Source organism: Pedobacter sp. NO84 (assembly GCF_059703915.1).
Map to the genome: position 1 here is coordinate 1,191,729 of NZ_AP046575.1, position 26,101 is coordinate 1,217,829.

Below are 26,101 nucleotides of genomic sequence, written 5' to 3' on the forward strand. Positions count from 1 at the left end.
CTTCAGATCGCTAACCGATTAAACAATTATACAATTAACCGATTTATAAAACCATCTCTACCCATTTCCCGTTTATTAATGCAAAAACCTAATCATGAAAAACGAGAAAAATATAGCCATATTAAAAGAATTGGCCGAGAAAGTAAGGATTTGCATGTTCACCACGCTAAGCGCAGAAGGCGAATTAAGTAGCAGACCAATGGGTACCGCGCACATTGAAGATGACGGCAGCATCTGGTTTTTTACCAATGAATATTCGCCAAAATCCAAAGAGATTTCTAAGGAGAACGAAGTTAATCTGGCCTACAGCGACCCTTCTAGCAACACCTATCTTTCGGTAAATGGCAAAGCGGAGCTAGTTGACGATCAAGCCCGCAAGAAGGACTATTTTAACCCCGCGGTTAAGGCTTGGTTCCCTGACGGTTTAGCCGATCCTGCCTTAATTTTGATTAAGGTTAGCCCAAGTTCTGCTGAGTATTGGGATAGCAATGCGAGCAAAATGGTGGTCGCTTTTAAAATGCTGAAAGCTATTGTTACCGGTGAAACCCCGGATTTAGGAAAAAACGAAACTATAAAGTTTTAGAACCCGTTCTTAAAGATATTATAAGCCAGTGATGGCCGGTGGAGGCGCCGACCGATAGACATCACACATCTTTTGTGTCTTTGTAGTTTAAAAATTCGGTGTCCTGATTTAAGCTTAGCCATGTGGTTAAGCTTTTTTTTGTTAATATTGACCCATGAATTTTGAGAACACCCTTGCGTTTGCCAGAACGCTTGATCTACATGATCCTTTAAAAGAAATGCGTACTGAGTACCTGTTTCCAGAACATAATGGCAAACCCTTTATTTACTTGTGTGGTAATTCTTTAGGACTCCAACCTAAAGTGGCAAAAGAGGTGCTCCAAGTGCAATTGACCAATTGGCAAAACCATGCTGTTGAAGGTTGGTTTGAAGGTGATACTCCATGGATGTTTTACCATAAAGAACTAAAAAAACTAATGGCACCCATAGTGGGTGCAAAAACAACAGAGGTATGCCCGATGAATACCTTAACGGTTAATCTCCATCTATTGATGGTTAGTTTTTATCAACCTAAAGGTAAACGCTTTAAAATTATAATGGAAGCTGGAGCTTTTCCCTCTGATCAGTATGCAATAGAAAGCCAAGTTCGTTTTCATGGTTACGATCCAAAGGAAGCAATTGTAGAAGTTAAGCCTAAAGATGGGGAGTATACGTTAACAACTGAGGGCATTGTAGAGGCAATAGCCGAGCATGCTGATGATTTGGCGCTGGTTTTATTTGGTGGCATTAATTACTTTACTGGACAATGGTTTGATATGCCTGCCATTACAAATGCGGGCCATAAAGCAGGTGCAATAGTAGGATTTGATCTCGCACATGCGGCAGGGAATGTGCCGTTATCTCTTCATAACTGGGAAGTAGATTTTGCATGTTGGTGTTCATATAAATATCAAAATGCAGGGCCTGGCGGAATAAGTGGGATTTTTGTTCACGAAAAACACTTTGATGACGCGTCTTTAAATCGCTTTGCCGGATGGTGGGGCTATCAAGAAGCACAACGTTTTAAAATGGAAAAGGGTTTTGTTCCTGAATTAGGGGCAGATGGTTGGCAGGTGAGCTGTACCCAGGTAATGCCAATGGCACTGTACCATGCTTCCCTATTGTTGTTTGAAAAAGCAGGGTTTATTGAGCCTCTAAGAATGAAAAGTGAAACTTTAACCAGTTATTTGTTTTACCTTATAAATGAGGTAAATAAGAAAATAGGCGAAGAGCAATTTAAGATCATAACTCCCTTAGCTGTTAATGAGCGTGGCGCTCAGGTTTCTATTATCGCTGAGCAAAATGGGAAGCAAATATTTGATCATTTGGTAGCTAATCGCGTATTAGGCGATTGGCGCGAACCGAATGTTATTCGGTTAAGTCCGGTACCCATGTATAATAGCTTTGAAGATGTATTTCACACTGGAGAAATTTTATTAGCTGCCTGTAAAAAAATATGACAAGAAGATCTTTGTTATTGGATATTGTTTATTAAAATTTGTTATACGCTGATTATTAAAACGCGCACCTCAGATGTTGCTGAGATAAGCCTTAACAATTTAATCCCTTTTCACCATTATAGCTTGTAGAAATGTTTAAAGTAGCTTATCATCCTTTATATGCACATCCCTTGCCCGAAGGGCATCGTTTCCCGATGTTGAAATATGAGTTGATACCCGAACAGCTTTTACATGAAGGAACAATCCAGCCAAATGATTTATTCGCTCCAGATATATTAAATGAAGAAAATCTCTTGACCACACATGATCTTGAGTACTGGCTTCAGCTCGAAAATCTAACCTTATCGCCCAAAGAACAGCGAAAAATCGGTTTCCCATTAACTGCACAATTGGTAGAAAGAGAACTTAGGATAGCTCAAGGTACTATAGATGGGGCCCTTTACGCCCAAAAAAATCATATCGCTTTTAATGTAGCTGGAGGAACGCATCATGCAGGACGAAATTGGGGCGAAGGCTTCTGTTTATTAAACGATCAGGCAATTGCTGCCAACTATCTATTGAACCATAAGTTGGCCCATCGGATCTTAATTATTGATTTAGACGTTCACCAAGGAAACGGTACCGCAGCTATTTTTAAGGATGATCCTCGGGTATTTACGTTTTCCGTGCACGGCGATAAAAACTTTCCGTTTAAAAAAGAACGGTCAGATTTTGATCTTGCTTTAGCTGATGGTACAACTGATGAAGTTTATTTGTCGAAACTAATGGCTGCATTAGAATTAATTTTTAAGCAACACCAGCCTGATTTTGTGTTTTATTTATCTGGAGTTGATGTACTTGAAAGCGATAAATTAGGAAAGTTGTCATTAACCCCTGCAGCTTGTAAAAAAAGAGATCAACTCGTTTTAGAAGCCTGTAAGTTGCAGCATCTTCCTGTACAAGTTAGCATGGGAGGGGGTTATTCTGCAGACCTTAAGATTATTGTTGAGGCCCATTGTAACACATTTCGCATAGCGAAAGACCTGTTTTATTAGTTGAGCTATAAGCGACTGGCATTAAGCGACGAAAACCTTAGCGCCCAACTTTTACCCCTATACGCTTATCGCTCAAGGCCTTCCGCCCAACGCTTATCGCTTATCGCCCAACGCTCAACGCCTTCCGCCAGCTTATCACCCAACTTTCCTTATCTTTGCTAAATGCTAGAAATTGTTTACCAAGACGAACATTTGATTGCTATTAACAAACCTCATGGTTTGTTGGTACACAGATCTAAAATAGCCAACGATGCTACAGAATTTGCTTTACAGCTGTTACGGGATCAGATAGGCAGACACGTAAGTCCGGTGCACCGTTTAGATCGAAAAACCGGTGGGCTTTTACTGTTTGCATTCGAAAAAGACGTTGAGATTGCGCTTCATAAGCAATTTCAGGAGGGAATGGTAATAAAAAAATACTTGGCTATCTTACGCGGATTTTCGCCCGAAAAACTGGATATCGATTATCCCTTAGCCAAAGAAAATGGCACTATGCAAGAAGCATTTACCACTTTTAGAACCCTACAACATGCCGAGATTGATGTTGCATTTGGAAAACATACAACCTCTAGATATTCTCTTGTAGAGGCTTCCCCTACCACAGGAAGGATGCACCAATTACGCAGACACTTTGCCCATATATTTCATCCCATAATTGGGGATAGAAAACACGGTTGCAACAAGCAGAACAGATTTTTTAAAGAGCAATTTAACATGACTACCATGTTATTGCATGCCTCACAATTAGTTTTTAATCATCCCGTTACAGGAAAGGAAATTTCTTTAAACGCAAACATGCAGGATGAATTTAGGCGCGTAGCAGAACTCATGAAATTTGATTTTGCCACACAGTAGATAATCGTAAATTTGTTTACATGAGGTGGTACTTGTTAATTTTATGCTGTTTTGGTTTTGCTGCTTTAAATGCCCAGAAAAATTTTGATCTGCGCTTTAAAAGCCTTCAACAACTTAAATTAGACAGCGGGGTTACGCTAACTTTTGATGAGCCACATCAAATCATAGCAACAAAACCTACTAAGATTATCATTTTTGCCCTGCCAAATGGAAATACCACTGCACAAACCTTTGGTAAAAAATTGTCGCAGGGCGATGACTGGCATTACGACATACAACACATAGGAGCTCAAACGGAATTTATCAGAAATGCCGATCAAAAAACCAATTACATAGTGGTTTACGTGGAGAATGAGTTGAAAAGCTGGCCCGCTTGGCGGAAGAAAGCAAATAGCGATATTCAGATTGCTGGGATGGTTAAACTAATTGAAGATAAATACCTTGCCTATCATCCTAAGCTAACTTTAACAGCACATAGTGGAGGAGGGAGCTTTATTTTTGGATTCATAAATAGTAACATCCAAATCCCCAACTATATCGAAAGAATAGGTTTTTTGGATGCAACCTATGGATATGAGACTGAAAAGCATCGTGAGAAGCTTAATAAATGGTTAACTAACAAGAGAAATTCCCTGCAAGTAATTGCGTATAACGATAGTGTGGTGATCTTTAACGGCAAGCCACTGGTATCGCCAACAGGCGGAACATGGTACCGAAGTAAACTGATAGCAAAGGACCTTCATAATCCTTTTAAATTATTTAGTAAAGAACAAGATGATCGTTTAGAAATGTATGATTATCGGCATCGGATAAGTATAAAACTCATTAAAAATCCCGAAGCAAAGATTTATCACACTGTACTGGTAGATAAAAATGGATTTATCGATCTTGTTTTTAATGGAACCAAGTATCAGGGTAAAAATTATACATTTTGGGGTGAGAGGGCATATCAAAGCTATGTTTTGCAATAGACCATGGAAAATGAGCGTACTCAACCTGTCCGTAAGATAATCCACATTGATATGGATGCTTTCTATGCATCAGTAGAACAACGTGATTTTCCAGCATATAGAGGAAAGCCATTAGTAGTTGGTGGCTCGCCAGATGGACGGGGAGGAGTAGTAGCAACGGCCAGTTATGAGGCCCGTAAATTTGGGATACGTTCGGCAATGACCTCAAAAAAAGCCCAGCAACTTTGCCCATATGCGATATTTGTGAGACCAAGATTTGCAGCATACAAAGAAGTGTCGCAAAAAATAAGAGAAATCTTTAGCCGTTATACCGACTTGATTGAGCCGCTCTCTCTTGATGAGGCCTATTTGGATGTAACCGAAGACAAGTTGGGAATAGGGTCAGCCATCGCGATTGCCGAGCAGATCAAACAGGCCATTAAAGATGAGCTACAACTCACTGCATCCGCAGGAGTTTCAATTAATAAGTTTGCCGCTAAAATAGCCTCAGACATGAACAAACCGGATGGCTTAACCTTTATTGGTCCTTCCAAAATGATTAGGTTCATGGAAAAATTACCCGTCGAAAAATTTTTTGGTGTGGGAAAGGTAACCGCCGAAAAGATGAAACGTCAAGGCTTACATACAGGGGCCGACCTAAAAAAGCTCACTGAGGAAAGATTAGTTCAACTTTTTGGTAAGACAGGCAAATTCTTTTATAAAATTGTTCGGGGCATCGATCATCGTGAAGTGCAGCCACATCAAGATACAAAATCAATTAGCGCCGAGGATACCTTTTCCTATGATCTGGGGAGGGGCGAAGAGCTGGATGATTGGTTGGTTCAAATTGCTAAAACCGCTTTCAAACGCCTACAACATTACAATATTTACGGTAGAACCCTTACGCTTAAAGTTAAATTCGAAGATTTTAAACAAGTTACCCGAAGCATTTCTTTTCCTGCTCCACTAACCGAGCTAGATCAAATTTTAGAAAATGCCCAGCTATTATTAAAAAATCTGGAGTTTAACGAAAAGAAAATTAGATTGATCGGCGTAGGGTTTTCAAATTTCGGCGAGAATAAACCCAGGGAAAGGATGAATGGTAATCAACAGACTCTATTTTCTTAGGTAATAAAATTAACGACAACTTAATTTTAACACAACAATTAACCATTATTTTTAACTTATAATTAAAACTATTGACTAGAAGTAATTTTTATTACCATGAAAATAAATGTGATAATTATTGCGATTGTAATCGTCGCTGTTTTGGCTTTCTTCTATTTTATCATTAAACGTAATAGAAAAGATCGGAAAGAAATGGAGAAAGGGTTAAACCAAAAGGAAATAAAACCATATGCGCGTACGGATGAACATGTTTAAAGGACCGAACTTAACTCCAAACTCCCATCCAGACAGCTATCGGGACGCAACTCCCTAAGCTCCTAACGAAATCAAGGCATTGGTTTCATTAAAATATTTCCTTAATGTAATGATTGCCTGCCGGATTTTAGTTTTAACCGTACCTAGAGGAATATTTAGGATTTCGGCAACTTCAACATGGGTATACCCTTCAAAATAAAAGAGATCGATTATTATCTTTTGATCTGGCTTGAGGTTGCACATCAGTTGTTTTAAACCAACCGTATCAGAATTTAACTGGAAATTATTTTTTTTGTCTAGATAATCTACTTGAAGGTCTTCTAAGGTATCTGTTTTTACCGAGTTGATGTAGTATTTGCTTCTAATCTGATCGATGGCCGTGTTTTTGGCCAGATTTGCCATCCATGTAAATAAGCGTCCTTTAGACGAATCGTATTGCCCAATTGATTTCCAAATTTTAATAAAAGTCTCTTGAAGGATATCTTCGGCAATTTCATCAAATTTTACGATCCTACTGATAATACCCATCAACGAAGAAGAGTACATTTTATACAGTTGTTCTATAGATGCTTTGTTTCCAGCTCTAATTCCCCTCACAAGTGTTTCTTCAACCGATGTGATAGGGCTGATGTAGCGTTCTTTTGCTTTGGAATGATTTAACGGAAGTGCGAAAGAAACCATCTATTTTGTTATTAATTAAATATTTAACAACAAATAGGTTTTAATGTTCGTGGTATTCTTAAAAGCTATTGGATTTAACCTGCTGACTAATAATAAAATAGTATTAACTAGCGCTTCTTAGTTGCTCGTGTAGAACTTCCAACAATCCATCAATGTCAAAAGGCTTTGAAATAACATCATCAGCACATATTTCTTTAACTTTTTCAATTTTAGAATGAGTAGAAAGTGCAATCACGGGAATATGGGAAGTGCTTTCTGTATTTTTAATCTTCTGGCAAAGTTCGGTACCCTCTAACGTAGGTTGAAGAATATCTAGAATTACCGCATCCGGATGAAAATCCATAATAAGTTTAAATAAATTGCTTACATTACGATATGGACGGGTTTCATAGCCCGCTTCTTCCAATACCATAGTAATTACTTCGAGAATGCTTTGATCATTCTCCACAACTAGGATGCGTTTTTTCATTAGATCAACTATCAAAAAAAGATTCCTGTAACAGCTCAATTAACTGATAATTGAATCTCGGTATTAAATATAAATAATTTTCCTTTAAGAAAAAAACAAATTTAGCAAATTTTTTAATGTTATTATCATGGGAATAAGACACGTCGTTTAGCTTTTCGATGCTAGCATCCTAGTGCGGTGCTGAAACCTAAAAAATAATAAAATAGATGCAGTTAGCAGACCTACGGTAAGGCCATACCAAATGCCTTTAACACCTATACCTAAATAAATCCCTAAAAAATAGCCCAGAGGTATTCCGATAATCCAATAAGATAAAAAGGTGATGAGTGTTGGTATATTCACATCGCCAATTCCTCGTAAAATACCCAACCCAACAACTTGTGTACCATCAAATAACTGAAACAGACCCGCAATGACGAGTAATTGGGCAGCTATCGCGATTACTGTAGGATCACTGATAAAAATATGAGGAAGTAAATTGCTTGCGAAAACAAACAACAGCGCAGTAGACAACATAAACACAACAACCACGTGATAACTTGCTATTGCAGAGCGACGTAGATCGGTGAATGAGCTGCTCCCAAAATTATTTCCAGTTTTAATCGTAGCTGCAGATGCAACCCCGCTAGCAATCATATACGTTGTGGCAGCCAATGTGATTGCAATTTGATGTGCCGCTTGTTCGGCAATGCCTATAATCCCAATTAAAATAACCGCCCCACTAAAGGCACTGATCTCAAAAAAGTATTGCATGGCAACAGGAGCACCAATTTTAATAAGCTGTATGCTCCTAATTTTATCAATAGCTAAAAGGCTAAATTTTTCGAGATACTTTTTAAAATTTTGCGATCGCAATACATAGTACATCATTATCAAAGCCATTAAACTCCGATCGATTAAGGTGCTGATCCCAACACCCTTAACCCCCATAGGGGAGAAACCAAACATTCCTTTCACTAGGATAATTCCGATGATGATGTTTAAAATATTCCCGAAAATGGAAATCAACATGGCTTGCAGCGTAAATCCCAAGCCTTCGGCAAATTGTTTAAAAGTTTGGAAGATCATTAAAGGAATAATAGAGACCGATAAAAAGACCAGGTATGGTTTTGCATAAGCAACAACTACAGGAGATTGTCCCAAATGATCAATCAATGAAAGCGTACCAAAATGAAGAAAGCAATATAAAAATATACCAGTAATGATGTTAATCACTAAGCTATTGGATAGAAGTTTCCCGCACTCGGTATAATCTCTGCCTCCATTTTGCTTGGCAATTAATGGTGTTAATCCATAAGTAATACCTAATCCCACCACCATTACAATGGTAAACAAACTATTTACCAATGATACCGCAGCCAATTGTGTTTTACCAGCAAATTGGCCCACAATTGCGCTGTCGGCAAAATGAACAGCCATGTGTCCAATTTGGGAAACTACAATTGGTGCAGCTAAAATCAGATTTTCTTTATAGTAGGGCTTATATTTGGTAAAAAAGTCTTGAAGCATTTGACCACAAAAATCGCATTTTTATCCATAATGCAAGCAAATTATTATTTGAAGTGGGCAGCAGTAAAATACTCTTCTTTTTCTGAAGTGTGGGGCAGGATAACGCCAGTAAGAATTAGGCCTACAATAATCTTCTGCGCCTTTTTATAGGCACTTCGTGTAAGCTTACTATATTCCTTCAAGGTAATCCTACCATGTTCCTCTAGGTAGGTCAGTAATTTCTTTTCGTATTCAGAATAGGAAATTAACTGCCCGTTTTCGTGATTTTCTTCCTTAAGCACATCTACTATTATCTTACTGGCCAGTATACTCTTATCCTTAACCCTAAAATAAACCCACCATTTATTGGCCTCATCTAGGGCATAATGGGGCTTTAGATCACTTTTCGGAATATCCACCACTAGAACTACCTTATCATCAACATATACTTCTTCAAATTTCGGCTCAATGGCAGGCCTGCAAAATACATGGGCTGCCTTTGTGATCATGAACTTTTCTTCATCCTCAGATTTAACACCTTTAATTGTGCCATCATCGGCCACGCCAATTAATAATTTCCCGCCTCGGTTATTAGCAAATGCAACTAAGGTTTTGGCTATTTTCTGGGTGCTGCTAATCGTTTTTTTAAAGTCTACGTTAACATTTTCGCCTTCTAAAATTAATCTTTTGATATTCATAGCTTAGCTCTTAAATCGCCACTCTTTGTTTTTCCCCGGCAAACTTGGTGCGCACATAAATTTCATTCATTACCGTAGCGCATAGCTCGCCCTGTACATTAAACAACTCCATCGGGTAAGATTTAACAAACTTTCCTGTGGCCGTTAATGAGGCTTCCGCTTCTGTTATCATTTCATCAGAAACGATAATGGTAAAAAATAAATTGGTTAATCCGGGTTTTAGATAATTGATAGATGCACTTTTAAGCCAAACCCGCACCTTAAAACCTCTCCTTTGCATTAATTGATCAAATAATATCGCATAAAAGGGATCAGTTGCTGCATATATCGATCCTCCAAAAATAGAACCATTATAGTTCCTGTTCAAAAAGCTATTACTGATCTTAACATCAACCCCTTTAAACTCGGGATGGAATTTCTTAACCCAAATACGCTGAAATAACAAAGGAGGGTACAAACATAGGGCCCATTTAAGGGTGCGCTCAGAAACTATCATGGTGGTTAAATATCATAAGAAATTAGCTAATTATCAAATTTGCAAATGAGCTAATTCATCGCACCCGCTGATGCCCTGCGCTTATCGCTATTTACCTAAAATTGATTAAATTTAAACCATGTTTATATATGATACACTTACCGAGGCTGTAAAAGATCTCGAAAAAAGAGGCTATGAATATGATTTTAACCTAGCTCAGGACTGCATCGAATGCAAATCACTCGATCTTCAGCTGATGCCTGAAGAATTTGAAATTGATGAGTTTTATCGTTTCGAAGGAATGACTGACCCTGGGGATAGTGCGGTTATCTATGCTATCTCATCCCCCGTGGGGAATTTAAAAGGAGTATTGATTGATGCTTATGGCGCTTATGCCGAGAATATTTCGCCAGAATTATTGGATAAACTAAAAGTTCATCATGATAATTAGCTAATTAACTAATTTGCAAATAAGCTAATTAACCAGTAGTTTAAGGACTTTAAAGAAAAGTCAATGAAAGCAAAAATTTTAATAGTAATCCTGTTTTCCTTTTTATCAAATTATATATTTGCTCAACAAGGGTCAAGAAATCCTCCTAAAGCTGCGCCCGGACAGTTTATTGATAATCCAAAAAGAGTTCTTAAAAGTAAAGAAGCAGATACAACTGTAGAGCTGGGTGGCAAAATTATGTATCCGTCAAAAAGCATCTTCAAAAATCTCTATGGTTCTGCTTACCATACCACATTCTTAGAGGTAATCACATTAGCTGGATTAAAGGATACATTAGATGTTATGGGTCCGATAACGGTTTTTGCTCCAAACAACGCAGCTTTTACCGTTGAATCTGAAGCTATTATAAATATCCTTACCAAAAATCCAGAGAATGCTGAGGCGATTAAAATTCTTAAAAACCACATTGTAAAAGGAATTATAAAATCTAAAGATTTAAAACCAGGCAAAACCTTAACAACCCTAAGCGGGGCTAAACTTAAAATAAGCATGTTGGATGGTATGTTAATGATTAACGATGCAGAACTGATTACATCGAATATTCTTTCTAAGAATGGGATTATTCAGGCCATTAATGGGGTATTAATTTCTAGATAAAATTTTATATTATACAATCTTTTGTAGCTTAATCCTTTCACCAATCAAATATGAATACTATTGCCAGCCAAAAAAATATTGCCCTTATAGTAATTGTTGCCGCCTTAGGCTACTTTGTTGATATTTACGACCTTATTCTTTTTTCAATTGTAAGGGTAAATAGTCTTACAGATATTGGTGTTGCAAGTGGCGATTTACTTGATGTTGGACTTAAAATTCTCAACAGTCAGATGATCGGTATGCTGCTGGGGGGAATTCTTTGGGGAATTTTAGGTGATAAAAAAGGACGTTTAAGTGTGCTCTTTGGCTCGATCATATTGTATTCGCTGGCCAATATAGCTAATGGATTTGCAACCACCGTAACCCAGTACACCCTAATAAGGTTTGTTGCTGGTGTTGGTTTAGCGGGAGAATTAGGTGCTGGCATTACTTTGGTGTCAGAAACCATGAGCAAAGAAAAAAGGGGGTATGGAACCATGATCGTAGCAGGGATTGGCCTGCTTGGCGCTGTAGCCGCGGCATTGATCGGGGGAAGTTTGCCCTGGCAAACCAGTTATTTTATCGGTGGCGGAATGGGGCTCTTACTGTTAATGTTACGTGTTGGACTGGCCGAATCCGGAATGTTCAAAGAAATTAAAGAAACAACTGTTAAACGCGGCAATATTTGGATGCTATTTAATAACCGTAAACGCTTTAAGAAATACATTTGTTGTATCTTGATTGGGCTGCCGCTTTGGTTCGTAGTTGGTATTCTGATTACTTTTTGTAAAGAATTTGGGATTGCGCTTGGAGCAACAGACACCTTAAATGCTGTTCAAGGCATTATGTACTGTTATATTGGAATATCTTTAGGGGATATTGTTGCTGGTTTTTTATGCCAACAATTAAAATCAAGGAAAAAAGTAATGCTCATCTTTTTAGTGATGACCGCTGTTTCCATCGTTGTTTATTTGTATGCTAAAGGATTAACCCCATTAACTTTTATTTGGCTGAGTTTGTTTTTGGGCTTTGCATCTGGTTATTGGGCTACTTTTGTAACCATTGCCTCAGAGCAGTTCGGCACAAATCTAAGAGCAACGGTTACTACAACTGTACCTAATTTTATTCGTGGTTCTTTGGTAGCGATTACTTATTTCTTTAAAATGTTAAAGCCGCAGATAGGTATCTTACAAAGTGCTATGATTGTTGGTTTTGTATGTATCGTCATTTCACTGGTTGCCTTAAGTCAGCTTAAAGAAACCTTTACCAAAGATCTGGATTACGTTGAGGAGTAGAGCGCATGGCGCTTAGCGCTAAGCGAGACAAAACCGACACCGCTAACGCTATACGCACAACGCCTAACGCGTTTCGGTCATCAAAATGTACTTTCTACCCATTCATACACCTTAAATCTTTGCTTAGCCTTACCTTTATGGGGTAAACTAATCCCGATAGCTATCGGGCTAACTCCACTCCAATGTTCAAAGACGAAGTAGCCAAAGCATATCAGTACATTCAGGATAGCATTTGTAAGGGTTTAGCCGAGGCGGATGGTAAAGCTTCTTTTGTGGAAGAACTTTGGCAGCGTGATGGTGGTGGAGGGGGCAGAACGCGGGTGATGCAGCATGGAAACGTGATCGAAAAAGGAGGGGTAAACTTTTCTGCCGTACATGGTAAGTTGCCAGAGGCGATTAAAAAAGCATTTAAAGTAGAAAGTGACGAGTTTTTTGCTACCGGTGTTTCAATCGTAATGCACCCAGAGAATCCTTTTGTGCCCATTGTTCATATGAATATCAGGTATTTCGAAATGGACGAACAAACCCGGTGGTTTGGCGGGGGCATTGATTTAACGCCACATTATGTAATCCCAACCGATGCTAGGTTTTTTCATCATTGCCTAAAGCAAACCTGCGATAAATTTGACCCTTCTTTTTATCTCAAGTTTAAGGCAAATGCCGATGATTACTTTTTTATCAAGCACCGGGACGAAACTAGGGGTGTAGGCGGTATATTTTATGATCGTTTAAAACCAGAAAATGCAGGATTAACTTTTGACCAGATTCTGGATTTCTCGCTTGCAGTTGGTAATACCTTTCTTCCTGCCTACACCGAATTGATCGATCGTAATCGTGATCAATCCTACACCGATCAGCATAAAGAATGGCAAAATTTGCGCCGTAGCCGATATGCTGAGTTTAACCTCGTATATGATGCTGGTACTAAATTCGGCCTAGAAACCAACGGACGAATTGAAAGTATTCTGATGAGTTTGCCTCCTACAGCAAAATGGAGCTATAATCCACAAATCCTGCCCAATAGTGAAGAAGAAACTACACAAAAACTCCTAAAAAAAGGGGTAGAGTGGGCTTAATTACCAGTTTACAGTTAGCAGCTGGCCTTTTACAGTTTGCAATCTTTACGCATTTAACTTTTAAAATACAACAATCCAACACTATACCATTCCAAGATCCCCTCAACTCGTCCTCGTTTGCAACGAGGATGCCCGAGAACCGCGATTGCATCGCCAAAAAGCTACCAGTTTGCGGTTTACAGTTAACAGTTTGGGGATCTACTACGTATCTTAACAATACACCAATACAACAATTCAACAATACAACAATTCAACAATTCAACAATCTCAGGTTCATAAATTTTACTAACATCTTTAGTTTAATTTCTTGATAACTTATTTATAATTACTAATAATATTAGTATTATATTTGCTTATCAATTTATGGAGTTAACCAACAAACATATCATACATATGGATCAGGATGCTTTTTTTGTATCTGTAGAGATTCAAAAAGATCCTTCTTTAGCGGGCAAGCCGGTAATAATTGGTGGTATGAGCGATAGGGGGGTGGTGGCATCCTGTAGTTATGAGGCCCGTAAATATGGGATTCATTCGGCCATGCCGAGCAGAATGGCCCGTCAGCTTTGTCCGCATGCCGTTTTCGTAAAAGGCAGCATGGAAGACTATAGCAAAAAATCACTTGAAATAACTGAGCTTTTGCAAGAAAAGGTCCCTGTATTGGAGAAGGCTAGTATAGATGAACATTATATAGATATGACGGGGATGGATAAGTTTTTTGGTTGCATGAAGTTTGCTCATGAGTTGCGCAAATCCGTTTTAGACCAGATTGGTTTACCGATTTCCTTTGGTCTTTCGATCAATAAAACGGTGTCTAAAATGGTAACCAACGAGTGTAAGCCCGATGGTGAAATGCAAATAGAGAGGTTCCAGGTACAACCATTTTTGGATCCGCTTTCTATTAAAAAAATTCCCGGACTTGGCGATTCCACTTTTATTAAACTCAGTGAAATGGGAGTAAGGAAGATCCACACACTCACCCAAATTCCACAAGAGCTCATGTTTAAGATCTTGGGACAAAACGGATTAAGTTTATGGCAAAAGGCCAATGGGATAGACCATTCGCCCGTAGTGCCTTATCGGGAGCAGAAATCTATTGGTAAACAAAGCACTTTTGATAGCGATAGCATGGATATTGCTGGGATGAAAATTATCATTACTGATATGATCACCAAATTGGCTTTTGAGCTGCGGCAGAAACATAAGCTTACGGCCTGTATTACGGTAACCATCCGCTATGCCAATTTCGAAACCGTTACCCAACAAGCAAAAATTCCTTATACTTCTTTAGATTCGACGCTCATTGCCAAAGCAAAGGATTTATTTGATAGGGTGTACCAAAAACGGATGCTACTAAGATTAGTAGGGGTAAAATTATCGCATTTGGTTAGTGGTCATGAGCAGATTGGTTTATACGGTCCTTCCGAAAAAATCTATAATCTATACCAAAGTATGGATAAGATGCGCTCCCGATATGGCGTGGATACAATCAGATTGGCCGCAGTTATGCCCCCGAGAGATAAATTGGTCCATTAGTTCTTTGTTTTTTAACCACAGATGGAAACCGATTTTTCCAATATATATTGGTCGATGCCCATGCTCCATGCCCCGTGCTCACTCACCACCTTATATTTTCTTAATTTCTTATATGGTTGTTTTTTAATTCCGATCCGTGTTCATCCTTCCTATCTGTGGTTAGTTGCCCTGGTTCACTGGTTTTTAACCACAGATGGACACAGATTTTTAAATTGGTTCGATACTCCGGCTCCATGCCCCATGCTCACTCACCACCTTATATTTTCTTAAATTTCTTATATGGTTGTTTTTAATTCCAATCCATGTTCATCCTTCTTATCTGTGGTTAAATACTCGCCCCACGCTTAACACCTACGCTTAACGCCCACGCCAACCACCTAACACTCACAGCCTATCATGTTTCTCAACGTTCACTCCCAATACAGTCTCCGTTATGGCACTATGGATATCAAAACCATTATCGCACAGGCCCGTGCAATGGGCGTGAGGCAATTAGTGCTTACCGACATCAATAATTCTACCGGCTGTATGGAATTTATCAGACTTTGTAGAGCAGAGGGGGTAGACCAAATAGATGATGATGGCAATATCATTAAGACAGCCTATTACATTAAACCTATCATCGGAATAGAATTTAGAAGAAATAATCAACTCTTATACGTCGGCATTGCCCGAAATAAGGAGGGAATGAAAGAACTAAATGATTTTTTAACCTTCCATAATCTAAATGCACAGCCCTTGCCAGACGAACCCCCATTGCTTAGCAACGCTTTTATACTATATCCCTACGTAAGCAAACGGGTGTTAAGGGAAAATGAATATTTAGGAATTCGTGCCGATGAATTGAACACAATTGCTGGAAAATCATTAACAGCAATTAAAGAGAAGCTATTAGTTTGGCATCCTGTAACGGTTAAAGATAAACTTTCACACCGCTTTCATAAATACCTAAGGGCTATCGGATTAAGTACATTATTGGGCAAACTCACCGATGAGGATTATTGTAAAGAGAATGAGGTCTTGATTTCAGAAAAAGAGTTAAAGGAAAAATTTAAAACCCATGGGTTTATCGTTTCAAATACCGAAATACTATTGGACGGCTGTTGTATGGACGAGTACACCTTTGGTAAAAAGAACAAACGGTATTTTACAGGCAATGCCGCAGATGATCTTTTATTATTAACAAAACTAGCAGAAGGAGGGGCCACTTATCGCTACGGAAAAAACAATAAAGAAGCTCTGTTAAGAATAAAAAAAGAGCTCAAAGTGATTGCAGAACTTGATTTCTGTGCTTATTTCTTAATTACTTGGGACGTGATTAGTTATGCCATGCGCAAAGGTTACTATCACGTAGGTAGAGGATCCGGCGCAAATAGCATCGTTGCTTATTGCTTAAAAATAACCGATGTAGACCCCATTGATCTAGATTTGTACTTCGAGCGTTTTTTGAACCATAAACGCAGTTCTCCACCAGACTTCGACATTGATTTTAGTTGGGATGAACGGGAAGATGTACAGGATTACATATTTAAACGGTATCAAAGCGGAAATACGGCGTTGTTAGGTACCATGAGTACATTTAAAGATAGGGCAGTAATTAGGGAAATCGGCAAGGTGATGGGTTTGCCCAAAAGTGAGATTGATGATTTTACGGATCCCGCTAAAGATCATGTTCATAAAAATAATCCCACTTTTACCAAAATAATGGCTATCAATGATATCATGAGAGGAATGCCAAATCAGCGTTCTATACATGCTGGTGGTATTTTAATTAGCGAGGAGCCCTTAACCTATTATACCGCTTTAGATCTCCCTCCCAAAGGGATGCCCACCGTACAATGGGATATGTATGAAGCTGAATTGATTGGGCTGGATAAATATGATATTCTAAGTCAGCGTGGAATTGGGCATATCAGAGAGGCTGTCCAGTTGGTGCTATCCAATAAAAACGAGCGGGTAGATATCCATGATTTTAAATCATTTAAAGATGACCCCAAGCTAAATTCCCAACTAAGAGCGGGCACACCAATTGGCTGTTTTTATATCGAATCGCCAGCCATGCGCCAATTACTTAAAAAACTAAAATGCGAAAACTACCTCACTTTGGTTGCGGCAAGCTCGATCATACGCCCAGGTGTGGCAAGTTCAGGGATGATGAAAATGTACATCCAAAGTTACCATAATACAAAAGATGTTAAATATTTACATCCCGTAATGAAAGAACAACTTGAAGAAACATTTGGTATAATGGTGTATCAAGAAGATGTGATTAAAATCTGCCATCATTATGCTGATTTAGATATGGCAGATGCTGACATCCTTCGAAGAGGAATGAGTGGAAAATACCGGGCAAAAATAGAGTTTGATAAGTTGGTACAACGTTTTTTCGATCGTGCCAAAGCTATGGGAAGGGATGAAACGGTTACCAAAGAAGTATGGCGACAGGTTTCGAGCTTTGCGGGATATAGTTTCTCAAAAGCCCATTCGGCAAGTTTTGCCGTAGAAAGCTATCAGAGTTTGTTTCTAAAAACATACTACCCTATGGAATTTATGGTAGCGGTACTCAATAATTATGGCGGTTTTTACCAAAGATGGGTGTATGTACATGCTTTGCAGCAAACTGGTGCAAAAGTGCAGCTACCTTGTGTAAATAACAGTAATGACGTAGTTACTATTGAAGATGATCAGGTTTATTTAGGACTAATTGGCATCCAGGGACTTGAAAACAGACTAATCGATTCTATCCCTAAGGAACGTAAACAGAATGGAAATTATATCGACCTCGAAGATTTAATTAAACGTACCTATCTTTCACTACAACAAGCAATTATCCTGATCAAAATAAATGCATTGCGCTTTACTGGTAAAAGCAAAAAAGAATTATTATGGGACGTGCACAACTACCTCGGCATCAAGACCAAAATCATAGCAGATAAGGAATTGTTCCATATCCCAACAAAACCTTACCAGCTTCCGGATTTGGAAAATCATCTAGTGGAGGATGCCTATCAGGAACTAGAACTATTAGGTTTTCCCTTGAGTTTGAGCATGTTCGATCTGCTTAAGACCACATATCGAGGAGATGTTTTAGCAAAAGACCTCGAACAACTGGAGGGTCAAACCGTAAAAATGCTAGGTAATTTTGTTTGTGATAAAACCGTGCGCACCATTAAAAACACGCAAATGTGGTTCGGCACATTTATAGATCGTGAAGGCCACTTTTTTGATACTACCCATTTTCCACTAATTTCGCCCATCTATCCTTTTCGCGGTAAGGGTTGTTACCTCATTTTGGGCAAAGTAGTTCTCGACTTTGGCGTACCTAGCATTGAGGTGGTTAAATTTGCGAAATTACCAATTATTGACAACCCTGTTTTGGTTTAGCAGGATAGTTCATAGTTCATGGTTCATAGTTCGTGGTTCATGGGTTGGATGCATAGACACATTGGCCATCAAAATCAACCATGTGCATCAGCCCCAAAACAGCATTCTTGATGACATGCCTAAACACCTTATCTATCAACCATCAACCATGAACCATGAACTCTAGAACAGGCTCTTTCCTAAGATTAATCCCCATTCTCCCCAAGCGTAAAACTTTTCCACATTAAGGTGTATATTAGTGCACATTTTACTAAATTCGCAAGGTTATAGTAAAACCTATTTATCATGCGCTAAGCGCTCAGCGGATGGCGTTTAAAACGCACAAAGCAGAACGCTCTACGCAGAACACAAACATTTATGGCAGAAGATTTAGAAAATCAAGAGAACGACAAAATCATTTCAATAAACATAGACGAGCAGATGAAATCTGCTTACATCGATTATTCGATGTCCGTTATTGTAAGTAGGGCATTGCCTGATGTACGTGATGGATTAAAACCAGTGCATCGCCGGGTTTTGTACGGCATGTTAGACCTAGGATTAGGAAGTGGAAAACCGTATAAAAAATCTGCCCGTATCGTGGGAGAGGTGCTCGGTAAGTATCACCCACATGGTGATTCGTCTGTATATATGACCATGGTACGTATGGCCCAAGAATGGAGCTTACGTTACCTTATGGTAGAAGGACAAGGTAATTACGGATCAATTGACGGAGATTCTCCAGCAGCAATGCGTTATACAGAGGCTCGTTTCCAGAAAATTGCTGAAGACATGTTGGCTGATATCAATAAAGATACAGTTGATTTCCAACTGAATTTTGATGATTCATTGCAAGAACCTACAGTTCTTCCTGCCAAGGTGCCAAATCTATTGATCAACGGTTCATCTGGTATTGCCGTAGGTATGGCAACCAATATGGCACCGCACAATATCACGGAAGTTATAAATGCTACGGTTGCGTATATCGATAATACCGAAATTACCATCCCAGAGCTAATGAAGTATGTAAAAGGTCCTGATTTTCCAACAGGAGCGATTATTTATGGATATGCGGGTGTGCAGGAAGCATTTGAAACCGGTAGGGGTAGGATTGTAATGCGTGCCAAGGCCGAAATCGAAACAGTTAAAGATCGTGAGACAATTATCGTTACCGAAATACCTTACCAGGTTAACAAAGCGATGATGATCGAACGTACTGCCGAACTGGTAGGCGAGAAAAAACTGGAAGGTATTTCTAACATCAAAGACGAATCAAATAAAGACGGTATCCGTATTGTATATGAAATTAAACGAGACGCTAATGCAAGTATCGTTTTAAATAATCTATATAAGCAAACTGCCCTACAAACCTCTTTTAGCGTAAATAATATTGCATTGGTGCACGGACGCCCGCAAATGTTAAACCTGAAAGACCTCATTCGTCACTTTGTAGACCACAGACATGATGTAGTTGTTCGTAGAACTAAATTTGAACTTTCTGAAGCAGAAAAACGGGCACATATCCTCGAAGGCCTACTCATCGCTCTAGATCATATCGAAGAAGTAATTAAATTAATCCGCGCTTCAAATACCCCAGAAGAAGCTAGAGTTGGATTAATGGAGCAATTTGGTCTAAGCGATATCCAAGCTCGAGCAATTTTAGACATGACCTTACGTAGATTAACAGGTCTTGAGCGTGATAAAATTAAAGACGAATTTGCCGAGCTAATGAAAACCATCGAATACCTGAAATCTATTTTAGACGACGAAGGTTTACGTATGCAGATTATCAAAGATGAACTGGCTGACATGCTTGAAAAATATGGCGATGAACGTAGAACAACTATTGTTCACTCGGCCGAAGATATGAGCATGGAAGATTTTATTGAAGACGAAGAAGTTGTAATTACCATCTCCCATGAAGGATACATTAAACGTACCCCAGCTTCAGAATACAGAACACAGGGAAGAGGCGGAAAAGGTTCAAAAGGAAGCGATTCTAGAAACGAAGACTTTATAGAACACCTGCTCATTGCTTCAAACCATAACTATATGTTGTTCTTTACCGAAGCAGGAAGATGTTTCTGGTTAAGGGTATATGAAATCCCTGAAGGAAGTAGATTGAGTAAAGGAAGAGCCTTACAAAACATTATCAATATACCTAAAGAAGAAAAAGTTAAAGCTTATATTAAAGTAGTAAACCTAAAAGATCAGGATTATCTTCAAAATAACTTTATCATTATGTGTACCAAAAAGGGTACCATTAAAAAAACATCTTTAGAAGCTTATTCTCGCCCCCGGGTTAATGGTATCAATGCAATTAACATCAACGAAGGAGATCAACTATTAGAAGCAAGTTTAACTACTGGTAACAGTGAAATTGTAATGGCACTCCGTTCTGGAAGAGCTATTCGTTTCAATGAAAGTACCGTTAGGCCAATGGGAAGAACCGCAACAGGAGTGAGGGGAGTAACCTTAGCGCATGATAAAGATGAAGTTGTGGGTATGATTGCTGTTAACGATAGTGATGCAACAATATTGGTGGTTTCTGAAAAAGGTTATGGCAAACGTACTGATATAGATGATTATCGCGTTACTAATAGAGGTGGCAAAGGTGTTAAGACTATTAATGTTACCGATAAGACTGGGGCATTAGTTGCGATTAAAAATGTAACAGACGCTGATGATTTAATGATCATTAATAAATCTGGTATTGTAATTAGAATTGTAGTGAGCGAGTTGAGGGTGATGGGAAGAGCAACTCAAGGCGTTCGTTTAATCACTTTAAAAGGGAATGACGAGATTGCCTCAGTGGCCAAAATTGAGCATGAAGATGAAGAAGAAGCAGAATTAGAAGATCAAACGTCAGAAGAAACTGTTGAAGGGTCAATACCAACTGATGAAGATTCTAAAGAAGAGAATCCCGCAAAAGACGAATCTTCTCAAGAAGATAACAATTCTGATACCGAAGAAGAAACTAACTAGAATTATATAATTTCGAAAAAAACAATAAATATGAAAAAAGTACTTTTAAGTATACTATTTGTGGGTATAGCCACACTTGCAAATGCTCAAAAGAGTGAACTTGCAGAAGCAAAAAGATTATGGGGTATTTTTCAGTTCTCGATGATGGTAGATCCGAACGCCCCAAAAACTGGATCTTTTCCTAAAAAGAAAGTGAATACTGGTCCAGCTTCAACCGGTGGATTAGGAGCTGATGGTAAAGGATCCGTAAGAAAAGGTGATCTAACTAAAGATTTTGATGGAGATAGAGCATCTGATATGCCCGCAAGAACAGCGCCTGAACCCAGCAAATCGAAAAGTGCGCCTACAGGTACATTTATCGAACGCCAAATCGCTAGTTTAAAAGATGCTATGGTGCATGCTGATAATGCCATAGCGAACGAAAAAACAAAAGGATTGGTAGAGCCCTATATGTATAAAGCCCTGTTTACCTCAACCATTGCATTGGTAGATACATTAAACATGGATAATTCTATTCAAAACCAGCAATTAGCGTTAGATGCTATTGCCAAGGCAGAGAGTATAGGGCCAAAAGGCGATGAGATTGAAAACATTAAAACTGCTAAAATAAATATCCGTAACGCCATTAATGGTAGAGCAGTGAGAGCTTACAATAGGCAAGATTATACCGCTGCAATGAAAGGATTTAACGAACTCATCGTGATCAATCCGTTGGATACACCGATGTATATTAACCTGGGTGTAACCTCTAAACTATTAAAACAATACCCCGATGCCGTTAAATACTTTAGAAAGGTAATCAGCTTTAATTTGCCAGAAACAAAAAGCTTTTACCAAGAAACTGTAGCTATTGCTTTAAACGATTTAAAAGATACAACCGTTACCTTAGATCTTATCAAAGAAGCATCCTTAAAATTCCCAGATGATCCTTATTTTACAGGTATAGAAACAGATATTTATATTACTAGAGGTGATGTTGCAAAATCTCAGGAGCTATTAACCAAATTGATCGCAAAAGATCCAAGTAAAGCCGTTTATCATTATTTGTTGGGCGATACCTATTATAAACAAGCTTTTGCCCTACAAGCGGTTAGAGATAAAATTGATTCGAAAAAAGTAAAAGAATATGATGCGGTTGGCGCAAAAATGATGGCACTAATTGATCAATCTATTCCGTTTTATAAAAAAGCACTGGAAGTTGATCCCAAACTGGCGCCTGCTTTAGATACCATGGCAAGGATCTATGCTTTTAAGGGAGATACAAAAATGTATGAAGAGTATAAGAAAAAGCTAGAAGCTGTACAAGCTAATCCATAACCAATTTTTAAGCTAGTGAAGAGGGATAAAGCGATTTATCCCTCTTTTTTTGTATTTTTGGCAAAGATTATAATCACATGAAGTTTAAATATCTGCTGCTTTTCGTCTTTATTCTAAATTTAAAAGCAAGTGCCCAAAAATCTCAAGTACAGCTTGCACAAAATAGTGTAGGCAAACTCCAGGCAAGTATTGCCAATAAAGATGAGGTAAAAAAGCAGTTTACTATCATAGGGGAGGGCATTAAAGCTATCGAAGCGGCACAGAGTGATAAAAGAACTAAAAATTGGCCCGAAACCTGGGCTACAAAAGCATACCTAAGTTCTTATGTTTCCATAATTGATAACGGCGAAAATTCAGATCGATATTATGGACTTGCTGTGGAAGCTTTAGAAAAGGCAATTAATCTTGATAAATTCCAAGCTAATTCGGATCTGATCAAAGCTGCGAGCTATAACATTAACATTAAAAAACTGCAAGAGGGCAATTTATCCTATCAACAAAATGATTTTGTAAATGCCTACACTTTATTGAAACAGGTAAGCGATTATTTGCCAAAAGATACCACAATAGCGTTAAATGTAGCAATCTGTGCTCAAAATATACAACATTACGACGAAGCGCTTACATATTTTAAACGCGCCAAAGATAGTGGAGTTAAAAATCCCTATGTGTTTCAAAGCACTGCAAGTATCTATGCCTCAAAATTCGAAAGTGAATTAGCCATTAAAACACTTCAAGAAGGACTAAAATTAAACCCATATAATCCGTTATTAACAAACGATTACATTAATTTATTATTAGATAACGAAAAGTACGAGGAGGCCTTAAAAATTATTGAAGGGTCGATTGCTACTGAAAAAAGAAATAAATTGCTTTTGTTCCTTTATGGATACCTGCAACAAACGTCTCAGCATAATAATACTGCCTCAGAATTGGCCTATAAAAAAGCATTGGATCTAGATCAGAACTATTTTGATGCACTTTATCAGTTAGGTTTGGTTTATCTTGATAATGCAAATGACGCTTTAAAAGCAAAAAGCACACAGAAATTTAGCTCATCTATTAATAGAGCCGAATTAATTTTACTGCGTGCCCACGAGATCAATCAGAACGATAAAAATACCGTTCAATTGCTCATCGAAATCTACACGAGGAAAAATAGGCTCGATAAAGTCCAAGAGCTTAAAAGAAAATTAAACGAATTTTAGTTCAATTGCAGAGGAAGATAGAGGGATTTCAATTTACTACTTAACATAATGTTAATTATAGGACAAATTAATTCATGCGATTTTTATGGTTCAATATCTCAACTGCATAGGTATCGCTACACCAAGAAATATTAAATACTAAGAAATTAAGATCATTAAGTCGTAATTATCTTAATTTCCTTGATGAAGTGATGTAGGCAATCAGCTAATATCAAATCTCCAAATTAGCTAAGCAAATTTAATGGTAAACTGATGTGAGCAATAAGCTAATCAAATTCCAATTATTTAATTATTTTAGGTTAAAAATTATATGCGCATCTTTATTATGAAAAACTACTCTCGATTACTAATTTCTGCACTGTTTTTTGCTTCAATCTCGTTCTCTTGTACAAATAACCCAAGCGTTCATCCTTCAGCATCCCAAAGTCCAAATCTGGATTCGATCAAGAACGACGAACTTAATTATCCAATAATCCATAAACATTTAGTTTTAGCGCAGAGAGCTGTAATCAGACCTGTTTACAAAGAGGTTGAGAAAAACGTTAAAGCCGAACATCAAGGCTATCTCATTAACATTGCATTAAAAAATGACGCAAAAGCAGCTACTTATCATGATATCAAAATAGAAATTACCTATTTTTCGCCTGAAGAAAAAGAAATAAATAAAGAAGAAATTACCATCAAAAAAGAAATTAAACCCACTCAGATTCTAAAAGTTTCATCTAAAGTAAAACGGTATAAAAATACCAATTATAAAGTAAAGCTTATTTCGGCCAAGAGTAAAGTTTTATAAGGCAAAAGGAAAAAAGGACAGGACATATCCATTTTTCTTATGCCCCTGCCCTATGCCCCATGCCCCTTGCTCCCCCGCTAAAATTATAAGAATTTTCTTGCATATCTCCTCTTTATTACTAATTTTGTTAGTATTATGAAAAGAGCTGGCTACGCAGATTTACCTTTACACTATGGCCACGTCCCGCTTTGGCTCGCCGAAAGAATGGGTAAACTAGGCTTAGCAATTACGCAGGAAATCATAGCTAATAAGGGTAAGGATGACTTTTTACGACGTATGAGCGATCCTTTTTGGTTTCAGAGCCTAGGAGCAGTAATGGGTATGGATTGGCATTCTTCAGGCATTACCACCTCGGTAATGGGCGCTCTTAAAAGAAGTATAAATCCCCATGCTAAAGAACTTGGAATTTATATTTGTGGTGGTAAAGGTAAGCTTTCACGGCAAACCCCGCTTGAGCTTTCTAAGTTTGCTGATCATAACGGTTTGGATTCATTTAATTTGGTAAAGTGTAGTAAACTTAGCGCAAAAGTTGACAATACTGCTATTCAAGATGGTTTTCAGCTCTATCAACATAATTTTATTGTTAGTAATGAAGGAAATTGGACGGTTGTTCAACAAGGTATGAGCAATGCAAATGCTACCGCTAGAAGGTATCATTGGCACTCCTCAGCTTTGAAATCCTTTACAGAAGAACCACACACATTTATCTATGGTCAAAACCAAGGTCAGATTTTAAATCTTACCGATAAAAATGCAAGCCCTCTAAAAAAATCAATGCTCAGTATTACCTCAGAATCTCCTGATCGTATGATCGCAGAGATAAAAAAATTGGTAATGCCATCACATCATGATGTAAGGTCCGAAAATATTGATATGAAACGTTTGGGCGCAATATTGTGGCTGGCGCAAGAAAAAAATATAAATAATTTCGATGAATTGCTATTATTAGAAGGCCTTGGTCCACGCACTTTACAGTCATTGGCATTAGTTAGCGAAGTAATTTACGGCAGCCCGGCACGATTTAAAGATCCTGCTCGCTTTTCTTTCGCCCATGGCGGAAAAGATGGTCACCCATTCCCTGTGCCTTTAAAAGTATATGATGAAACCTTAGAAACCTTACAAAACGCTATTCAACGATCTAAATTAGGTAGTGGTGATAAAAGTCAGGCCATTAAACAGTTGAGTAAAATTGCCGCTAATATGGAGAATGATTTTATTCCCAATGGAAACTTTGATGAACTTATAGCTAAAGAAAGAGCAGATTCGTGGAAATATGGAGGTAAAACTGTATTTGGAGATGCTAAACCTCTGTCAAGCAAACAACTGAAATTATTTTAATTTGAATAAATCATTTTAGAATCCCTATTTTAAAACTATACTTGTTGCA

22 protein-coding genes are annotated in these 26,101 nt (G+C 38.1%); 17 read left to right on the forward strand and 5 right to left on the reverse strand.

The genetic code is table 11. From position 1 onward, the window contains the following. The first annotated feature begins 94 nt into the window (after positions 1–94). The 6 genes from AC6H0V_RS05285 (at position 95) to dinB (AC6H0V_RS05310) (ending at position 5,988) form a co-directional block, all read left to right on the forward strand. Positions 95–583 (forward strand): pyridoxamine 5'-phosphate oxidase family protein, encoded by a 489-nt coding sequence (locus tag AC6H0V_RS05285; protein WP_497562669.1) that lies wholly within the window; start codon positions 95–97, stop codon positions 581–583. Between the two features lie 154 nt (positions 584–737). Continuing rightward, the gene (gene kynU, locus AC6H0V_RS05290) at positions 738–2,021 is read left to right on the forward strand and encodes a kynureninase (protein ID WP_497562670.1); all 1,284 of its coding nucleotides are present in this window, start codon (positions 738–740) and stop codon (positions 2,019–2,021) included. A gap of 131 nt (positions 2,022–2,152) precedes the next feature. Beyond that, on the forward strand, positions 2,153–3,055 hold the full coding sequence (locus AC6H0V_RS05295; RefSeq protein ID WP_497562671.1) for a histone deacetylase family protein: 903 nt from the start codon (positions 2,153–2,155) through the stop codon (positions 3,053–3,055). A gap of 162 nt (positions 3,056–3,217) precedes the next feature. After that, positions 3,218–3,910: a pseudouridine synthase gene (locus AC6H0V_RS05300; RefSeq protein ID WP_497562672.1), complete on the forward strand. Its 693-nt coding sequence runs from the start codon at positions 3,218–3,220 to the stop codon at positions 3,908–3,910. Between the two features lie 20 nt (positions 3,911–3,930). Continuing rightward, a complete protein-coding gene (locus AC6H0V_RS05305; RefSeq protein ID WP_497562673.1) occupies positions 3,931–4,881 on the forward strand; it encodes a hypothetical protein in 951 nt (316 codons plus the stop codon). Positions 4,882–4,884: 3 nt separating this feature from the next. Further along, positions 4,885–5,988, forward strand: coding sequence for a DNA polymerase IV (gene dinB / locus AC6H0V_RS05310; protein ID WP_497562674.1), 1,104 nt, complete (start codon positions 4,885–4,887; stop codon positions 5,986–5,988). Positions 5,989–6,297: 309 nt separating this feature from the next. Here the strand turns inward: dinB (AC6H0V_RS05310) and AC6H0V_RS05315 are convergent, their stop codons facing one another. The 5 genes from AC6H0V_RS05315 to AC6H0V_RS05335 all read right to left on the reverse strand — a co-directional run bounded on the left by AC6H0V_RS05315 (position 6,298) and on the right by AC6H0V_RS05335 (position 10,075). After that, on the reverse strand, positions 6,298–6,924 hold the full coding sequence (locus AC6H0V_RS05315; RefSeq protein ID WP_497562675.1) for an RNA polymerase sigma factor: 627 nt from the start codon (positions 6,922–6,924) through the stop codon (positions 6,298–6,300). A gap of 103 nt (positions 6,925–7,027) precedes the next feature. Further along, the gene (locus AC6H0V_RS05320; RefSeq protein ID WP_497562676.1) at positions 7,028–7,393 is read right to left on the reverse strand and encodes a response regulator transcription factor; all 366 of its coding nucleotides are present in this window, start codon (positions 7,391–7,393) and stop codon (positions 7,028–7,030) included. 147 nt (positions 7,394–7,540) lie between these two features. After that, the gene (locus AC6H0V_RS05325) at positions 7,541–8,902 is read right to left on the reverse strand and encodes an MATE family efflux transporter (RefSeq protein ID WP_497562677.1); all 1,362 of its coding nucleotides are present in this window, start codon (positions 8,900–8,902) and stop codon (positions 7,541–7,543) included. Between the two features lie 44 nt (positions 8,903–8,946). After that, the gene (locus tag AC6H0V_RS05330; protein ID WP_497562678.1) at positions 8,947–9,579 is read right to left on the reverse strand and encodes an AlbA family DNA-binding domain-containing protein; all 633 of its coding nucleotides are present in this window, start codon (positions 9,577–9,579) and stop codon (positions 8,947–8,949) included. A 10-nt stretch (positions 9,580–9,589) separates the two neighbouring features. Beyond that, positions 9,590–10,075, reverse strand: a complete 486-nt coding sequence (locus AC6H0V_RS05335) for a PaaI family thioesterase (protein WP_497562679.1) — start codon at positions 10,073–10,075, stop codon at positions 9,590–9,592. Between the two features lie 118 nt (positions 10,076–10,193). On the opposite strand from AC6H0V_RS05335, the gene AC6H0V_RS05340 reads away from it, so the two are divergent. The 11 genes from AC6H0V_RS05340 to AC6H0V_RS05390 all read left to right on the forward strand — a co-directional run bounded on the left by AC6H0V_RS05340 (position 10,194) and on the right by AC6H0V_RS05390 (position 26,052). Further along, on the forward strand, positions 10,194–10,505 hold the full coding sequence (locus AC6H0V_RS05340) for a phosphoribosylpyrophosphate synthetase (RefSeq protein WP_497562680.1): 312 nt from the start codon (positions 10,194–10,196) through the stop codon (positions 10,503–10,505). A 63-nt stretch (positions 10,506–10,568) separates the two neighbouring features. Continuing rightward, complete coding sequence (locus AC6H0V_RS05345; protein ID WP_497562681.1) at positions 10,569–11,162, forward strand: fasciclin domain-containing protein; 594 nt, start codon at positions 10,569–10,571, stop codon at positions 11,160–11,162. 50 nt (positions 11,163–11,212) lie between these two features. Further along, a complete protein-coding gene (locus AC6H0V_RS05350) occupies positions 11,213–12,436 on the forward strand; it encodes an MFS transporter (RefSeq protein ID WP_497562682.1) in 1,224 nt (407 codons plus the stop codon). A 182-nt stretch (positions 12,437–12,618) separates the two neighbouring features. After that, on the forward strand, positions 12,619–13,512 hold the full coding sequence (gene hemF / locus AC6H0V_RS05355; RefSeq protein ID WP_497562683.1) for an oxygen-dependent coproporphyrinogen oxidase: 894 nt from the start codon (positions 12,619–12,621) through the stop codon (positions 13,510–13,512). Between the two features lie 363 nt (positions 13,513–13,875). Further along, the gene (dinB, locus tag AC6H0V_RS05360; RefSeq protein ID WP_497562684.1) at positions 13,876–15,048 is read left to right on the forward strand and encodes a DNA polymerase IV; all 1,173 of its coding nucleotides are present in this window, start codon (positions 13,876–13,878) and stop codon (positions 15,046–15,048) included. 396 nt (positions 15,049–15,444) lie between these two features. Then, entirely contained in the window at positions 15,445–18,432 is a 2,988-nt protein-coding gene (dnaE, locus tag AC6H0V_RS05365) for a DNA polymerase III subunit alpha (RefSeq protein WP_497562685.1), read from the forward strand. Between the two features lie 357 nt (positions 18,433–18,789). Continuing rightward, on the forward strand, positions 18,790–21,396 hold the full coding sequence (gene gyrA / locus AC6H0V_RS05370; protein WP_497562686.1) for a DNA gyrase subunit A: 2,607 nt from the start codon (positions 18,790–18,792) through the stop codon (positions 21,394–21,396). 30 nt (positions 21,397–21,426) lie between these two features. Further along, positions 21,427–22,713, forward strand: coding sequence for a tetratricopeptide repeat protein (locus AC6H0V_RS05375; RefSeq protein ID WP_497562687.1), 1,287 nt, complete (start codon positions 21,427–21,429; stop codon positions 22,711–22,713). A 77-nt stretch (positions 22,714–22,790) separates the two neighbouring features. After that, entirely contained in the window at positions 22,791–23,921 is a 1,131-nt protein-coding gene (locus AC6H0V_RS05380; protein ID WP_497562688.1) for a tetratricopeptide repeat protein, read from the forward strand. 325 nt (positions 23,922–24,246) lie between these two features. Then, entirely contained in the window at positions 24,247–24,714 is a 468-nt protein-coding gene (locus AC6H0V_RS05385; protein ID WP_497562689.1) for a hypothetical protein, read from the forward strand. 135 nt (positions 24,715–24,849) lie between these two features. Further along, entirely contained in the window at positions 24,850–26,052 is a 1,203-nt protein-coding gene (locus AC6H0V_RS05390; RefSeq protein WP_497562690.1) for a DUF763 domain-containing protein, read from the forward strand. The last annotated feature ends 49 nt before the right edge of the window (positions 26,053–26,101 follow it).

What these genes read in the sequence shown, in the direction of transcription:
- AC6H0V_RS05285 (WP_497562669.1), top strand. Translation starts at nt 95, where the DNA reads ATGAAAAACGAGAAAAATATAGCCATATTAAAAGAATTGGCCGAGAAA.
- kynU (WP_497562670.1), top strand. Translation starts at nt 738, where the DNA reads ATGAATTTTGAGAACACCCTTGCGTTTGCCAGAACGCTTGATCTACAT.
- AC6H0V_RS05295 (WP_497562671.1), top strand. Translation starts at nt 2,153, where the DNA reads ATGTTTAAAGTAGCTTATCATCCTTTATATGCACATCCCTTGCCCGAA.
- AC6H0V_RS05300 (WP_497562672.1), top strand. Translation starts at nt 3,218, where the DNA reads ATGCTAGAAATTGTTTACCAAGACGAACATTTGATTGCTATTAACAAA.
- AC6H0V_RS05305 (WP_497562673.1), top strand. Translation starts at nt 3,931, where the DNA reads ATGAGGTGGTACTTGTTAATTTTATGCTGTTTTGGTTTTGCTGCTTTA.
- dinB (WP_497562674.1), top strand. Translation starts at nt 4,885, where the DNA reads ATGGAAAATGAGCGTACTCAACCTGTCCGTAAGATAATCCACATTGAT.
- AC6H0V_RS05315 (WP_497562675.1), bottom strand. Translation starts at nt 6,924, where the DNA reads ATGGTTTCTTTCGCACTTCCGTTAAATCATTCCAAAGCAAAAGAACGC.
- AC6H0V_RS05320 (WP_497562676.1), bottom strand. Translation starts at nt 7,393, where the DNA reads ATGAAAAAACGCATCCTAGTTGTGGAGAATGATCAAAGCATTCTCGAA.
- AC6H0V_RS05325 (WP_497562677.1), bottom strand. Translation starts at nt 8,902, where the DNA reads ATGCTTCAAGACTTTTTTACCAAATATAAGCCCTACTATAAAGAAAAT.
- AC6H0V_RS05330 (WP_497562678.1), bottom strand. Translation starts at nt 9,579, where the DNA reads ATGAATATCAAAAGATTAATTTTAGAAGGCGAAAATGTTAACGTAGAC.
- AC6H0V_RS05335 (WP_497562679.1), bottom strand. Translation starts at nt 10,075, where the DNA reads ATGATAGTTTCTGAGCGCACCCTTAAATGGGCCCTATGTTTGTACCCT.
- AC6H0V_RS05340 (WP_497562680.1), top strand. Translation starts at nt 10,194, where the DNA reads ATGTTTATATATGATACACTTACCGAGGCTGTAAAAGATCTCGAAAAA.
- AC6H0V_RS05345 (WP_497562681.1), top strand. Translation starts at nt 10,569, where the DNA reads ATGAAAGCAAAAATTTTAATAGTAATCCTGTTTTCCTTTTTATCAAAT.
- AC6H0V_RS05350 (WP_497562682.1), top strand. Translation starts at nt 11,213, where the DNA reads ATGAATACTATTGCCAGCCAAAAAAATATTGCCCTTATAGTAATTGTT.
- hemF (WP_497562683.1), top strand. Translation starts at nt 12,619, where the DNA reads ATGTTCAAAGACGAAGTAGCCAAAGCATATCAGTACATTCAGGATAGC.
- dinB (WP_497562684.1), top strand. Translation starts at nt 13,876, where the DNA reads ATGGAGTTAACCAACAAACATATCATACATATGGATCAGGATGCTTTT.
- dnaE (WP_497562685.1), top strand. Translation starts at nt 15,445, where the DNA reads ATGTTTCTCAACGTTCACTCCCAATACAGTCTCCGTTATGGCACTATG.
- gyrA (WP_497562686.1), top strand. Translation starts at nt 18,790, where the DNA reads ATGGCAGAAGATTTAGAAAATCAAGAGAACGACAAAATCATTTCAATA.
- AC6H0V_RS05375 (WP_497562687.1), top strand. Translation starts at nt 21,427, where the DNA reads ATGAAAAAAGTACTTTTAAGTATACTATTTGTGGGTATAGCCACACTT.
- AC6H0V_RS05380 (WP_497562688.1), top strand. Translation starts at nt 22,791, where the DNA reads ATGAAGTTTAAATATCTGCTGCTTTTCGTCTTTATTCTAAATTTAAAA.
- AC6H0V_RS05385 (WP_497562689.1), top strand. Translation starts at nt 24,247, where the DNA reads ATGAAAAACTACTCTCGATTACTAATTTCTGCACTGTTTTTTGCTTCA.
- AC6H0V_RS05390 (WP_497562690.1), top strand. Translation starts at nt 24,850, where the DNA reads ATGAAAAGAGCTGGCTACGCAGATTTACCTTTACACTATGGCCACGTC.